Source organism: Achromobacter sp. MFA1 R4 (genome assembly GCF_900156745.1).
In the GTDB taxonomy this organism is placed as follows: domain Bacteria; phylum Pseudomonadota; class Gammaproteobacteria; order Burkholderiales; family Burkholderiaceae_B; genus Achromobacter.
In genome coordinates this window covers 4,479,979-4,492,203 of sequence record NZ_LT707065.1, presented here as the reverse complement: position 1 = coordinate 4,492,203, position 12,225 = coordinate 4,479,979, and the positions used below count along the sequence as shown (strand labels likewise).

The window sequence follows — 12,225 nt, the reverse complement described above, 5'->3', positions numbered from 1 at the left end:
GCCCTTCGCGGCATTGCGTGTTGCATGCCGCCATGACGTTGGAGTGTTGCAGATGCAGTTCGAAGTATCCCGCTTGCGGCGGGCCATCATGCCCTTGTCGCTGGCTTGCGTCACCTTGTTGAGCGCCTGCGGCGGCAGCGATGACGACGACGAGGTCGCGCCCGATCCCGCGCCGCCAGTGGTGACCGACCCCACGCCGCCCGAAGAGCAGCCCAAGCCGGTCGAGACCGGCGCGTGGTCCACGGGCGACCTGCACGTGCACACCTACCAGTCGGACGACGCGCAGGTCAGCCTGGAAAGCGCGTTGGACCAGGCGTTCGACCGCTACAAGCTGGACTGGGCCGCGATTTCGAATCACCTGCGCCTGTCCGCACGCGACCACACCGGCGTGAACCTGGCGGGCGGATCGATCCCGTTCTCGCAAGGCATGGCGCAGTACGAAGTGCCCTACATCAAGCAGGCGCAGGCTGCGGGCCGCTATGCCGGCAAGATCATCTTCTCGTCGTTCGAATGGGACATGCCCACGCACGATCACGTGAACATCGGCATTGGCTACGACGATCCGCAGTCGGCCAAGTCGCTGGAGGCCGTGGCCGAGTTCGAATACCTTTTCACCAACCGCGATCCCAACCTGTTCGACCCGCTGCTGGTCTCGCGCCTGTCCGGTGAAACGCGCGCCTACACCACGCACGCCGACTCGCTGGCCGCGCTGAAGTGGCTGCGCGACAAGCATCCCGACAGCTACATGCTGCTGAACCACCCGTCGCGCTATGCGGGCAAGTACACCGTTGCCCAACTGCGCGAAATGCACGACCTGGCCCCGACCGTGTTCTTCGCGATCGAGGGCATGGTGGGCAACCAGATGGAGCCGGACCGCGGCGGCTACGCCACCGCCTACACCAACGCCTTCCTGCCCAACCGCACCTACGGCGGCGCCGACTACCTGGTCGCGCACCTGGGCGGCACCTGGGACGCGCTGCTGGGCGAAGGCCGCCGCATCTGGAACGTGGCCGACTCGGACTACCACTTCCGCACGGCCTCGGGTCTGTACAGCAGCGGCTACGCGCCCGGCGAATACGCCAAGACGCACGTCTGGAAGGACGGCGACGACATGGCCGCCGTGGCGGCGGGCCTGAAGAGCGGCCGCATGTTCGGCGTGTTCGGCGACCTGATCGACGCGCTGGACTTCCAGGCCAGGGGCGCGGCAGGCGCGGCGCACATGGGCGGCGAACTCAAGGCGGCCAAGGGTGAAGAAGTGGAAGTCACCATCCGCTTTCGCAGCCCCGAGCGCAACAACTACGAGTACCCGATCGAAAGCGGCAATCCCACTTACGTGAAGCCCACCGTGCACCACGTGGACCTGATCGTGGGCGACGTGACCGGGCGCGCCGAGCCGGGCACCGCCGCGTACGAAAGCGACACCAACCCCACGACGCGCGTGCTGGCCCGCTACACCAGCGCCGACTGGACGGTGGACGAGGAAGGCTACAACGTCATCAAGACCACCATCACCGCCGACAAGAGCCAGTACCTGCGCCTGCGCGGCACCAACCTTGGTGTGGCCGTGGCCGGCGAAACCGCGGCGGGCGAACCGCTGCCGGACGCAAAGATCGACCTGGCCGACAACGTGGCGCGCTTTAACGCCATCAATGCCCGCAACTACAACGACCTGTGGTTCTATTCGAACCCGGTGTTCGTGACGGTCGAGCAGTGACCTGACGGACGCGCGGCGGCGTCGCATCTTGCGGCGCTGCCGCGCCGCGGCGCAGGCAAAAAAACGCCCGGCAGTGTGAGCCGGGCGTTTCGTTCAGGGCAACGCTTCAGCGCAACCCGATCACTGCAGCGTGCGCGTGAAGACGAACTTTCCATCCTGCCAATCCACCGGCACCACGTCGCGCGGTCCGAACCGGCCTTCGAGGATGAGACGCGCCACCGGGTTCTCGATCTGCTGCTGGATCGCGCGCTTCAAGGGGCGCGCGCCGAACACCGGATCGAAGCCCGAGCGGGCCAGTTCCGCCAGCGCCGGCTCCGTGACTTCCAGCCGCATCTCCTGCTTTTCCAGGCGTTCGCCCAGGCGGCGAAGCTGGATGCGGGCAATGGACTCGATGTGCTGCGCTTCCAGGCCATGGAACACAACCACTTCGTCGATGCGGTTCAGGAACTCCGGCCGCAGCGTCTGCTTGAGCTCGTCCCACACCACTTCCTTGACCACGTCGTAAGGCTGCCCCGCCAGGGACTGGATGTGGTGCGACCCCAGGTTCGACGTCATGACGATGACGGTGTTGCGGAAGTCGACGGTGCGGCCCTGCCCATCGGTCAGGCGGCCGTCATCGAGCACTTGCAGCAGCACGTTGAACACGTCCGGGTGCGCCTTTTCGACTTCGTCCAGCAGCACCACGCTGTAGGGCTTGCGCCGCACGGCCTCGGTCAGGTAGCCGCCCTCTTCGTAGCCCACGTATCCGGGCGGCGCGCCGATCAGCCGCGCCACCGAATGCTTCTCCATGAACTCGCTCATGTCGATGCGGATCATGTGCTCTTCGGAGTCGAACAGGAACTCGGCCAGCGCGCGCGTGAGTTCGGTCTTGCCCACGCCGGTCGGGCCCAGGAAGAGGAACGAGCCATACGGCCGCGCCGGATCCGCCAGGCCCGCACGGGAACGGCGAATGGCGTCGGACACCAGGCGCACGGCCTCGTCCTGCCCCACCACGCGCTTGTGCAGGAATTCTTCCATGTGCAGCAGCTTTTCGCGTTCGCCCTGCATCATCTTGGACACGGGAATGCCCGTGGCGCGCGAGACGACTTCGGCGATTTCCTCGGCGCCGACGCGCGTGCGCAGCAGGCGGGGACGGGACTCGTCGCCCTCGGCGTTCTCCGCGGCTTCGGCGGCGCCCACTTCGGCGGCCTTCAGGCGCGCTTCAAGATCCGGCAGCTTGCCGTACTGCAGCTCGGCCAGCTTGTCGAACTGTCCCTTGCGCTGCAGCTCCGCCATTTCGGCGCGCACGCTGTCGATCTCTTCCTTGATGGCCTGGGTGCCCTGCACCGCGGCCTTCTCGGCCTTCCAGATTTCCTCGAAGTCGTTGTACTCGCGCTGCAGCTTTTGCAGCTCGTCCTCGATGACGGCCAGGCGGCGCTTGGAGGCGTCGTCCGTCTCCTTCTTGACCGCCTCGCGCTCGATCTTGAGCTGGATGATGCGGCGGTCCAGCTTGTCCATCACTTCCGGCTTGGAGTCGATCTCCATGCGGATGCGCGCGCCAGCCTCGTCGATGAGGTCGATGGCCTTGTCCGGCAGGAAGCGGTCGGTGATGTAGCGGTGCGACAGTTCCGCCGCGGCCACGATGGCCGGGTCGGTGATCTCGACGCCGTGGTGGATTTCATAGCGCTCCTGCAGCCCGCGCAGGATGGCGATGGTGGATTCCACGTCGGGTTCGTCGACCAGCACCTTCTGGAAGCGCCGCTCCAGCGCCGCGTCCTTTTCGATGTACTTGCGGTATTCGTCCAGCGTGGTGGCGCCGATGCAGTGCAGCTCGCCGCGCGCCAGCGCCGGCTTGAGCATGTTGCCCGCGTCCATCGCGCCCTCGGCCTTGCCCGCGCCCACCATGGTGTGCAGTTCGTCGATGAACACGATGTTGCGGCCGTCGTCCTGGCCCAGCTCCTTGAGCACGGCCTTCAGGCGTTCCTCGAATTCGCCGCGGAACTTGGCGCCCGCGAGCAGCGCGGCCAGGTCCAGGGACAGCACGCGCTTGCCGCGCAGGGTTTCGGGCACTTCGTCGTTGACGATGCGCTGCGCCAGGCCTTCGACGATGGCGGTCTTGCCGACGCCGGGCTCGCCGATCAGCACCGGGTTGTTCTTGGTGCGGCGCTGCAGGATCTGGATGGTGCGGCGGATTTCGTCGTCGCGGCCGATGACCGGATCCAGCTTGCCCTGGCGGGCGCGCTCGGTCAGGTCCAAGGTGTACTTGGCCAGGGCTTCACGGTTGGCCTCGCCTTCCGCGCCGGAGACGTTCTCGCCGCCGCGCACGGCGTCGATCGCGGCTTCCAGGGCCTTCTTCTGCAGGCCCGCGTCGCGCAGGATGCGGCCGGCCTCGCCCTTGTCGTCGGCCAGGGCCAAAAGGAAGAGCTCGCTGGCGATGTAAGTGTCGCCACGGCGCGCGGCTTCCTTGTCGGTCCGGGTCAGCACGCCCTGCAGGTCGCGGCCGACCTGCACGTTGTCATCGCCTTGCACCTGCGGCAGGGCCTTGAGGGCCGTTTCCAGCGCCGGGCCAAGCCGGTTGACGGCCACGCCGGCGCGAGCCAGGAGGCTGCCGGCGCCGCTGTCGGCGTCCGACAACAGGGCGGACAACACGTGGATGGGTTCGATGTAGGGATGGTCGTTGCGGGCGGCCAGACTTTGCGCGTCGGCCAGCGCTTGTTGGAACTTGGTGGTGAGTTTGTCGAATCGCATAGTGGTCGTAGTGGCTTGTGGGGAGCCTGACCGATACGTGCCGGCTGGCTCGATAACCTGAATATGCGGCCGGATGAGACAATTTCAACACCCCCGGCCGCCCCATGGTCGTCTTCGACGTGCAGCAGCGAACTAAGCAATGAGCATATACGTTTTTGTGTACGGAACCCTACGCGCGGGCGAAATCAACGACCTCGCCCGGGCCGCCGCTGCGCGGGGACTGCCGCCGGCCCGCCATGTCGGCCCGGCCACCGTGCCCGGCATGCTGGTCGATTTTGGCGACTGGCCCGGCCTCATCCCGGTGGACGATGGCCGGCGCGTCCGGGGCGATGTATTCCAGGTGGAACCGGCGCTGGTCGCGCTGATGGACGAGATCGAAGAATACGAGCCCGGCAAGCCCTGCTGCTTCGTGCGCCGGACGGTGTGCGCCCGCCTGGAAGGCCCCTGCCGCACCGGGCTGCTGCCCTGCGAGTATTACCCCATCGACCCCGCGTGGCGGGCCTTGGCCGTCGATATTCTCGGGGACGACTGGATCGCCCACCGGCTTTCTAAGACCAGCTCCGAGGCCCGGTAAGACACCCGTAGTAACAACGGACTACAATAGACGCCTGTCTCGTGCTCCACACCCGTTCCGGCGCCCGCCGCGCAATGGGCACTCTAAAGGTCATCGTATGCAAAAACGGGTACCCATTGCCCCTGATGCCGCCCACTGTTCCACGTGCATGCTGGGCCACGTCTGCGTTCCCGTGGGCATGGCAGCCGCCGAAGTCGAAAAGCTGGACGAACTGGTGAAAGAGCGTGTCCGCGTGGAAAAGGGCAAGACGCTTTATTCGCTGGATCATCCGCTGGACGCCGTCTATGGCGTGCGCTTCGGCAGCCTCAAGACGCAGCTCGAAGACGCCACCGGCCAGATCCAGATCACCGGCTTTCACCTGCCGGGCGAAATCGTCGGCATGGACGGCATGCTGGACGGCAAGCACGTGTCGGCCGCCGTGGCGCTCGAAGATTCCGAGGTCTGCGTCATCCGCCTGAACGAAGTCGACCGCGTCGCCTCGCACCTGCCGTCGCTGCAACAGCAGTTCCGCCGCCTCATGAGCCGCGAGATCACCCGCTCGCACCAGATGCTGGCCTCGCTGGGCTCGATGCGCTCCGAGCAGCGCCTGGCCGCCTTCCTGCTGAACCTGTCGCAACGCTACGCCTCGCTGGGCTACTCGTCCACCGAATTCGTGCTGCGCATGAGCCGCGAAGAAATCGGCAATTTCCTGGGCCTGACGCTGGAAACGGTGAGCCGCCTGTTCTCGCGCTTTGCGCGCGACGGCCTCATCAAGATCAACCAGCGCGAAGTCCGCATCCTCGACCTGCCGGCGCTCAAGCAACTGCTGGGGCACGAAGGCTGCTGAGCGGCCGCCGCGCCATGCGCCGCGCGCCCGCCGCGTTCCTCTCCCGCGCCGCCCGGGCGGCATCCCTGTCGATCGTTGCCCTGCTGACGTGCGCCGCGGCGCACGCGCAGGTGCCGCTGCCCGATCCCTACGACTACGACGAGGCCACGCCCACGCCCCGGCGCGCGGCGCCCCTGCGCTGGCAGGCGGTTGAGCTGGGCCGCCCGGGCCACCGCTACAGGATGCCGGTCTACGCCAACCGGGACCTCGCCAAGGACGACCTGCGCGGCATCCGGCAGGTGCTTATCGTCATCCACGGCGTCAAGCGCGACGCCGACCAATATTTCGAGACCGCCGCGGCCCTGGTCGCCGCCAATCCCGCCCGCGCACGCGATACGCTCGTGCTCGCCCCGCGCTTTTCGGGCGCGATCGACTCCGGATTCGCCGGCATGGCGGCCTGGCGCAAGGCCAGTTGGGAAGACGGCGAAGACAGCGTCCAGGCCGCCGGCCGGCCCGCGCCGGTCAGCTCGTTCCAGGTGCTCGACGACCTGCTGCGCAGCCTGGACGACCGCAAGCGCCTGCCTGCCCTGGCCGGCCTGGTGCTGGCCGGACATTCCGCGGGCGCGCAGCTCGTGCATCGCTACGCGGTGCTGAACAACGTGGACGGATCGCTGCGCCGCGACGGGCTGGCGCTGCGCTATGTCATCGCCAATCCGTCCTCCTACCTGTACCTGACCAACGAACGGCCGCGGCCCGACGGCAAGGGCTACGCCCGCTACGAACGCGGCATTTGCCCCACCTACAACCAGTACAAATACGGCACGGACAAGCTGCCCGCCTACGCGCGGGAGACCGACGATTCGCGGCTCTTCGTGCGCTACGCGGCGCGCGACGTGGTCTACCTGCTGGGCGGCGCCGACAACAACCCGGAGCACCGGCTGCTGGACAAGGCCTGCGGCGCCGAAGCCCAGGGCGCGACGCGCCTGGCCCGGGGCACGGGCTACGTGCAGTACGAGCACGTGCTGGCGGCGCGCGGCGCCAAGCCGGTCGCGCTGCGCCACACCAGCTTCGAGGTTGGCGGCGTCGGCCACGACGGCAAGCGCATGTTCGGGTCGATCTGCGGGGTGCGGGCGCTGCTGGGCGAAGACGCCGAGGCTGGCAGCGCGGCCGCGGCCTGCGACATCATCAAGCCGCGCGGCAAGTAGCGCCGCCGCCATACCATTACCTAGGGAAACTCCGGAGCCTGCCGGCTTGACACCCGCTCGCTGCAGGCCTAAAAGTTAACCTTATGGTTAAGTTAAATGACGACAGGCTGGATGCCATCTTTTCCGCGCTGGCGGACGGCACGCGGCGCCGGGTGCTGGCGGACCTGGAACGGGGGTCGGCGTCGGTCAGCGCGCTGGCCCAGCCCCACGCGATGTCGCTGCCCGCGTTCATGAAGCACCTGCGGGTGCTGGAAGCGGCCGGCCTCATCGCCCGGGCCAAGGATGGCAGGGTCGTGAGCTGCACCTTGTCGGCCGAACCCATGCGCGCCGCCGCCGATTGGCTCGCCCGCTACGAAAAGTTCTGGACAGGACAACTGGATTCACTGGCGCGGTATCTCTATCACGAAGAGGAAGTCCACCCATGGAAAACCGAATCTCCCCCCTCGAACTGCGGCTCCAGCGACGGTTCGACGCCCCCGTCGAGCGTGTCTGGCGCGCCTGGACCGACCCGCAAGCGCTGATGCGCTGGTTCGGTCCGGCGGGCACCCAGCGCGTGCTGCTGGCCGAGACCGACGTCAGCGTGGGCGGCGCCTACCAGGTGGGTTTCGTCACCGCGGACGGCGGTGAACACTACGCCAGCGGCCGCTATCAGGAAGTGGAGCGCCATCGCCGCCTGGTGTTCACCTGGGCCTGGCGCGACACGCCGCAGGAAGTGTCGCTGATCACCTTGGAATTCACGGTCGACGGGACGGGCACGGCGCTCGCCTTCCTGCAGGCCCCATTCGTCGACGAGGCCACGCGCGACGGCCACGAGGACGGCTGGTCGGGCGCCATGGACCGCCTGGCAGAGCACCTGGCAAGCGCGGACTGACACCGGCCGTGAAAGGCGGGTCCGTCGCCGGCCTCGCATGCGGGCCTGACGCGTCCGCCGTTCGCGCCTATCCGGGCCCCGGGCCCGACACGCAAAGGAGCCGTATGATGCAAACCGATCATCCCGTCGTATCCCGCCACGAATGGACTCTCGCGCGCGACGCGCTGCTGCGGCGCGAGAAAGAACTGACCCGCGCCGAGGACGCGCTGACGCGCTCGCGCATGGCCCTGCCCTGGGTCAGGATGGACAAGGCCTACACCTTCGACGGCGCGCACGGCCCCCAAGGCCTGGCGGACCTCTTCCAGGGGCGCAGCCAGCTCATCGTCTATCACTTCATGTTCAGCCCCGATTGGGAGGACGGCTGCGTGGGCTGCTCGTTTCTGGCCGATCACCTGGACAGCGCGCTGATGCACCTGCGCCACCATGACGTCTCGGTGGTCGCCATATCGCGCGCCCCGCAGGCCAGGCTGGCGGCCTTCAAGCAGCGCATGGGCTGGGAGTTCGACTGGTATTCGTCCGAGCGCAGCGATTTCAACTTTGACTTCCAGGCGTCCGTGGCGCAGGCGGACGGCGCCGTGGAAGAACGCCCCGGCGCCAGCGTCTTCTTCCGCGACCCGGACGGCGAGATCTTCCACACCTACTCGGCCTTCGAACGCGGCGTGGAGCGGCTGTCCGGGGCCTACAACTACCTGGACATCGCGCCGCTGGGCCGCAACGAAAACGGCCCGTACTTCGATGTGCGCGACTGGGTGCGCCACCATGACCGATACGGCGAAACCGCGCACGGTACGTGCCGCCACCAGGCCTAGGCGCGGGGCTGCGCCGGGCGCGGGCATGGCGAGCCTGTGGCTGGCCTGCATGGCCGCGATGGCCGCCGGCCTGCTGGTCGACACATGGCGCACGCCCGCCGCGCTGCTGGCCAGCGAATGCGGCGCGCCCGGCACGCTGGCGCAGCTTGCGTGGCGGCATGCCGCGCTGATGCCGGCGAGTTCCGCGGCCATGGCGTTGGCCGCCCTGCTCCCTTGGCCCGGTTCGCAAGCCAGGCTGGGCGAGCGCGCGCTGTGCGCCGTCCTCATGGCGATCGGAATGGTGCTGGGTGCGCGCCTGGGCGTTCAGACCGCGCTGAATGTGGACGCGTCGCCCTTTGCGGGCATGGTGCTGGGCATGGTGGCGGGCATGACGGCCGCCCTGATGCCCGTCGGCGCCCTCAGCGCCTGGCGCCGGTAAGCGGGCGCACGGGCGCGGCCGCCGGTTCGATGGGCGCGGCGCCCGGCGCCTGGATTTCCAGCGCGCCCGTGGCCTGCGCCACGCACGGCAGGATCCAGCCTTCTTCCTTCTCGTCGCGCGACAGGCCGGGCCATTCGATGGCGTACGCCACGGAACCCTCCAGCATCAGGCACATGCAGGCCCGGCACGTGCCATTGCGGCACGAGCTGGGCAACTTGATCCCAGCCGCCTGCGCCGCCATCAGCACCGACGTGCCCGCCGGCGCGTCAAAGCGCAGGCCGGACGGCTGGATGAGCACGGGATGGGAAGCCATGGCCGTCGTGTCGGCGCGCGCCGCTCAGGCGGCGTGGTCCTGCCAGTCCAGCTTCCAGGCGCCGGACAGCACGTTCTGCATCCACAGCACGCAAGTCAGCGTCTTGGCGTCGGTGACCTCGCCTTTGCCGCAAGCCTGGACCAAATCTTCGGGCCGCGTGCTGATCACGTCCAGGAACTCGTCCTGGTCGAGCTGGCGCTCTCCCGCCCGCAGGCCGCGCGCAAAGAAAATGTGGATGATTTCGGTGGAATAGGCGATGGCCAGGTGCAAGGCGCCCGCATGGGCCCACTGGCCGGCGGTGTAGCCCGTTTCCTCGAGCAGCTCGCGCTTGGCGCACACCAGCGGGTCCTCGCCCGGATCGAGCTTGCCCGCGGGGAATTCGGTCATCACGCGGCCGATGGGATAGCGGAACTGGCGTTCGAGCAGGACCCGTCCGTCGTCCAGCAGCGGGATGACCACCACCGCGCCCGGATGCACCACGTATTCGCGGATGCCGGTGTGGCCGTTGGGCAGGCTGACGGTGTCGCGGCGGATCTTCAGGAAGCTGCCGTCGTACGGCGCCTCGCTGCTCAGCAGCGTTTCGACGAGATGGGTATCGGTTGGGCGGGTCATGAGGACGTCTGGATCAGGGGTATGCGCGGGGCCGGCGCGGGCACGCCTGCGAGCTTACCATCGGCCCGCCGAACGCCGCGCAGCCGACCCCGATCAGCCGAACTTTCGCGCCGCGTCCAGCGCCAGGCCGGCGCCGATGCTGCCGAAGAGATCGCCCTCGACGCTGCGCGCCTCGGGCACCAGCCGGGACACGCTTTCGCGCAGGCGCAGTACGCGGCTGGAGCCGCCCGTGAAAAACACGGTATCCACGTCCGCCGTCGACACCCCCGCGTCGCGCAGAAGCTGGCCCACGGTCGTCTCGACTTTGTCGATCAATCGCCCCACGCAGGCGTCGAAAGACGGGCGCGTCACCTCCACGCTTAGCTCGGGCGCGACGCGCGACAGATCGATGCGCGCGGCCGGCGCGTCCGACAGCGCGATCTTGGCTTCTTCCACTTGCACCGCCACCCAATGCCCTGCCCGCTCCTTGACCAGGTTCAGCAGCAGGTCGATCTTCTGGCGGTCGCCGGCCTCGGCGCGGATATAGGCGAAGTGTTCGGCCGCCTTGCGCGTATAGGCCTGGTTGATGGTGTGCCAGCAGGCCAGGTTGCCGTACTGGGTCGACGGCACATCCTTGCCGCTGCGCAACTGGCTGCCCAGCCCCAGCAGCGGCATGACGTGCGCCAGGCTCAATTGCTTGTCGAAATCCACCCCGCCGATGTGCACGCCGCCGTAGGCCAGGATGTCGTCGCGGCGGTCGGGCTTGGCCGCGCGGTCCGGCCCCAGGCGGATCAGCGAGAAGTCCGACGTCCCCCCGCCGATGTCGATCACCAGCACCAGTTCCTCGCGGCGGATCTGCGACTCGTAGTCGAATGCGGCCGCGAGCGGCTCGAACTGGAACTCGATGTCGGTGAATCCCACGCTGCGCGCGATCTCTTCCAGCGTGTCCTGGGCGGTCTGGTCCGCAGCCGGGTTGTCGTCCACGAAGAATACCGGCCGGCCCAGCACGGCGCGGGTAAAGCCACGCCCGGCGGCCGTCTCGGCGCGCGCCTTCAATTCGGCGATGAAGCGCGTGAGCAGCACGCGGAACGGGATCGAGCGGCCCTGCACTTCCGTCGAACCGTCGATGAGCGAACTGCCCAGGAGGCTCTTCATCGAGCGCATCAGGCGGCCGTCATAGCCCGCCAGATAGTCGGAGATAGCCGCGCGGCCATAGCTGACCTCGGCGTCCTCGTCGTGAAAGAAGATGGCCGACGGCAAAGTGGTCTTGCCGTCTTCCAGCGCCAGGAGCGCGTGTTGGTCGGGACGGCTCCAGCCGACGGTGGAATTGGAGGTGCCGAAGTCGACGCCGCAGGCGGTGGGAATCATGGGAATTCAGGCGCTGAAAGCAAAACGGCGCACAAGTGTACCCGCTTCGGCCCCGCGCCCGGTCTTCCCCGGGGCTATTGCTGCTGGCGGCGCTGCTCCAGTTCCCGCAGGCATTGCTCCACGCCGGCCTGCATCTGCGCGTTGGACACCGCGGCCCGGTCCGACACCTGGCGGCAGCGCTGGAACTCGGCCTGGCTGGCCGGCGTGTCGCGGATCACCACCGGCGGGGTCTCCGGCGTCACGGTCATGCGCAGCGTCGATGGCGGCGACAGGCTGCCCTCGCGGGAGGGGAACTGCATTTCCTGCGTGGCGGGCGCGGCGTTCTGGGCCTGCGCGGCGCCCGCCGCGCACAGGGCGGCAAGGAGGAAAGCGGTGATGTGGCGTTTTTGCATGGCGACCTCCGTTCGATAAGACGGCGCCCCGGGCGGCGGGCCGACGGCCGGCCCCAGGGCGCGCCGCTTATGGTAGCCCCAGCCGCCCCGCGGCGTCGTGCCAAGACGCTACATGAGGCGCGCCAGATGTTTCCTGCCGTTTCCGGGACGCAGATCAGCGCCGGCGCGGGGTCTTGCGCAGCGGATCCAGCAGCGAAGACAGGCCGTTGTGGTCCAGTTCAAGCATGAGGGCCAGCAGGCGCCCCAGTTCACCGGGCGGAAATCCCTTGCGCGCGAACCACGCCAGATAGGCCCCCGGCAGATCGGCGATCAGCCGCCCCTTGTACTTGCCGAAGGGCATCTCGCGGGTCACCAGCAGGGAAAGCAGTTCCGGATCCATCGCATTCACCGCGGCGAGGTTTCGAACAGCGCGCGTTGGACGTCGATGATGAGGGCGGA

At 68.1% G+C, this 12,225-nt stretch carries 14 protein-coding genes; 8 read left to right on the top strand and 6 right to left on the bottom strand.

The features are described from left to right. Nucleotides 1–52: 52 nt before the first annotated feature. On the top strand, nucleotides 53–1,714 hold the full coding sequence (locus tag BXA00_RS20590) for an S-layer protein (RefSeq protein WP_076520284.1): 1,662 nt from the start codon (nucleotides 53–55) through the stop codon (nucleotides 1,712–1,714). 120 nt (nucleotides 1,715–1,834) lie between these two features. Here the strand turns inward: BXA00_RS20590 and clpB are convergent, their stop codons facing one another. Continuing rightward, nucleotides 1,835–4,441, bottom strand: a complete 2,607-nt coding sequence (gene clpB, locus BXA00_RS20585; protein WP_076520283.1) for an ATP-dependent chaperone ClpB — start codon at nucleotides 4,439–4,441, stop codon at nucleotides 1,835–1,837. Nucleotides 4,442–4,580: 139 nt separating this feature from the next. On the opposite strand from clpB, the gene BXA00_RS20580 reads away from it, so the two are divergent. From BXA00_RS20580 to BXA00_RS20550, 7 genes are all read left to right on the top strand, one after another. Then, nucleotides 4,581–5,015, top strand: coding sequence for a gamma-glutamylcyclotransferase (locus BXA00_RS20580; protein ID WP_076520282.1), 435 nt, complete (start codon nucleotides 4,581–4,583; stop codon nucleotides 5,013–5,015). 97 nt (nucleotides 5,016–5,112) lie between these two features. After that, on the top strand, nucleotides 5,113–5,841 hold the full coding sequence (locus BXA00_RS20575; RefSeq protein WP_076520281.1) for a helix-turn-helix domain-containing protein: 729 nt from the start codon (nucleotides 5,113–5,115) through the stop codon (nucleotides 5,839–5,841). A 14-nt stretch (nucleotides 5,842–5,855) separates the two neighbouring features. After that, nucleotides 5,856–7,025, top strand: coding sequence for a hypothetical protein (locus BXA00_RS20570; RefSeq protein WP_076520280.1), 1,170 nt, complete (start codon nucleotides 5,856–5,858; stop codon nucleotides 7,023–7,025). 83 nt (nucleotides 7,026–7,108) lie between these two features. After that, a complete protein-coding gene (locus BXA00_RS20565) occupies nucleotides 7,109–7,546 on the top strand; it encodes a helix-turn-helix transcriptional regulator (RefSeq protein ID WP_076520279.1) in 438 nt (145 codons plus the stop codon). Continuing rightward, the gene (locus BXA00_RS20560) at nucleotides 7,447–7,896 is read left to right on the top strand and encodes an SRPBCC domain-containing protein (RefSeq protein WP_076520278.1); all 450 of its coding nucleotides are present in this window, start codon (nucleotides 7,447–7,449) and stop codon (nucleotides 7,894–7,896) included. The genes BXA00_RS20565 and BXA00_RS20560 overlap by 100 nt, the downstream gene beginning before the upstream one ends. A gap of 107 nt (nucleotides 7,897–8,003) precedes the next feature. Then, nucleotides 8,004–8,705 carry a thioredoxin family protein gene (locus tag BXA00_RS20555; RefSeq protein ID WP_083714451.1) on the top strand — a complete coding sequence of 234 codons (702 nt, stop codon included), beginning with the start codon at nucleotides 8,004–8,006 and terminating at the stop codon, nucleotides 8,703–8,705. Between the two features lie 25 nt (nucleotides 8,706–8,730). Continuing rightward, nucleotides 8,731–9,123 (top strand): hypothetical protein, encoded by a 393-nt coding sequence (locus tag BXA00_RS20550; RefSeq protein ID WP_076520276.1) that lies wholly within the window; start codon nucleotides 8,731–8,733, stop codon nucleotides 9,121–9,123. Here the strand turns inward: BXA00_RS20550 and BXA00_RS20545 are convergent. From BXA00_RS20545 to BXA00_RS20525, 5 genes are all read right to left on the bottom strand, one after another. Then, complete coding sequence (locus BXA00_RS20545; protein WP_076520275.1) at nucleotides 9,104–9,436, bottom strand: 2Fe-2S iron-sulfur cluster-binding protein; 333 nt, start codon at nucleotides 9,434–9,436, stop codon at nucleotides 9,104–9,106. The two genes, BXA00_RS20550 and BXA00_RS20545, sit on opposite strands and share 20 nt — an antisense overlap. 24 nt (nucleotides 9,437–9,460) lie before the next feature. Beyond that, nucleotides 9,461–10,048: an NUDIX domain-containing protein gene (locus BXA00_RS20540; RefSeq protein ID WP_076520274.1), complete on the bottom strand. Its 588-nt coding sequence runs from the start codon at nucleotides 10,046–10,048 to the stop codon at nucleotides 9,461–9,463. A gap of 93 nt (nucleotides 10,049–10,141) precedes the next feature. Beyond that, the gene (locus tag BXA00_RS20535; RefSeq protein ID WP_076520273.1) at nucleotides 10,142–11,395 is read right to left on the bottom strand and encodes an Hsp70 family protein; all 1,254 of its coding nucleotides are present in this window, start codon (nucleotides 11,393–11,395) and stop codon (nucleotides 10,142–10,144) included. A gap of 74 nt (nucleotides 11,396–11,469) precedes the next feature. Further along, a complete protein-coding gene (locus BXA00_RS20530) occupies nucleotides 11,470–11,787 on the bottom strand; it encodes a hypothetical protein (protein ID WP_076520272.1) in 318 nt (105 codons plus the stop codon). 154 nt (nucleotides 11,788–11,941) lie between these two features. Next, nucleotides 11,942–12,166: a DUF3820 family protein gene (locus BXA00_RS20525; protein WP_076520271.1), complete on the bottom strand. Its 225-nt coding sequence runs from the start codon at nucleotides 12,164–12,166 to the stop codon at nucleotides 11,942–11,944. Nucleotides 12,167–12,225: the final 59 nt, after the last annotated feature.

Bases quoted from the DNA above. Each gene is read 5' to 3' on its own strand.
- BXA00_RS20575 (WP_076520281.1), top strand. From the start codon at position 5,113: ATGCAAAAACGGGTACCCATTGCCCCTGATGCCGCCCACTGTTCCACG.
- BXA00_RS20565 (WP_076520279.1), top strand. From the start codon at position 7,109: ATGGTTAAGTTAAATGACGACAGGCTGGATGCCATCTTTTCCGCGCTG.
- BXA00_RS20590 (WP_076520284.1), top strand. From the start codon at position 53: ATGCAGTTCGAAGTATCCCGCTTGCGGCGGGCCATCATGCCCTTGTCG.
- BXA00_RS20545 (WP_076520275.1), bottom strand. From the start codon at position 9,436: ATGGCTTCCCATCCCGTGCTCATCCAGCCGTCCGGCCTGCGCTTTGAC.
- BXA00_RS20560 (WP_076520278.1), top strand. From the start codon at position 7,447: ATGGAAAACCGAATCTCCCCCCTCGAACTGCGGCTCCAGCGACGGTTC.
- BXA00_RS20550 (WP_076520276.1), top strand. From the start codon at position 8,731: ATGGCGAGCCTGTGGCTGGCCTGCATGGCCGCGATGGCCGCCGGCCTG.
- BXA00_RS20535 (WP_076520273.1), bottom strand. From the start codon at position 11,395: ATGATTCCCACCGCCTGCGGCGTCGACTTCGGCACCTCCAATTCCACC.
- BXA00_RS20570 (WP_076520280.1), top strand. From the start codon at position 5,856: ATGCGCCGCGCGCCCGCCGCGTTCCTCTCCCGCGCCGCCCGGGCGGCA.
- BXA00_RS20580 (WP_076520282.1), top strand. From the start codon at position 4,581: ATGAGCATATACGTTTTTGTGTACGGAACCCTACGCGCGGGCGAAATC.
- BXA00_RS20540 (WP_076520274.1), bottom strand. From the start codon at position 10,048: ATGACCCGCCCAACCGATACCCATCTCGTCGAAACGCTGCTGAGCAGC.
- BXA00_RS20525 (WP_076520271.1), bottom strand. From the start codon at position 12,166: ATGGATCCGGAACTGCTTTCCCTGCTGGTGACCCGCGAGATGCCCTTC.
- BXA00_RS20555 (WP_083714451.1), top strand. From the start codon at position 8,004: ATGCAAACCGATCATCCCGTCGTATCCCGCCACGAATGGACTCTCGCG.
- BXA00_RS20530 (WP_076520272.1), bottom strand. From the start codon at position 11,787: ATGCAAAAACGCCACATCACCGCTTTCCTCCTTGCCGCCCTGTGCGCG.
- clpB (WP_076520283.1), bottom strand. From the start codon at position 4,441: ATGCGATTCGACAAACTCACCACCAAGTTCCAACAAGCGCTGGCCGAC.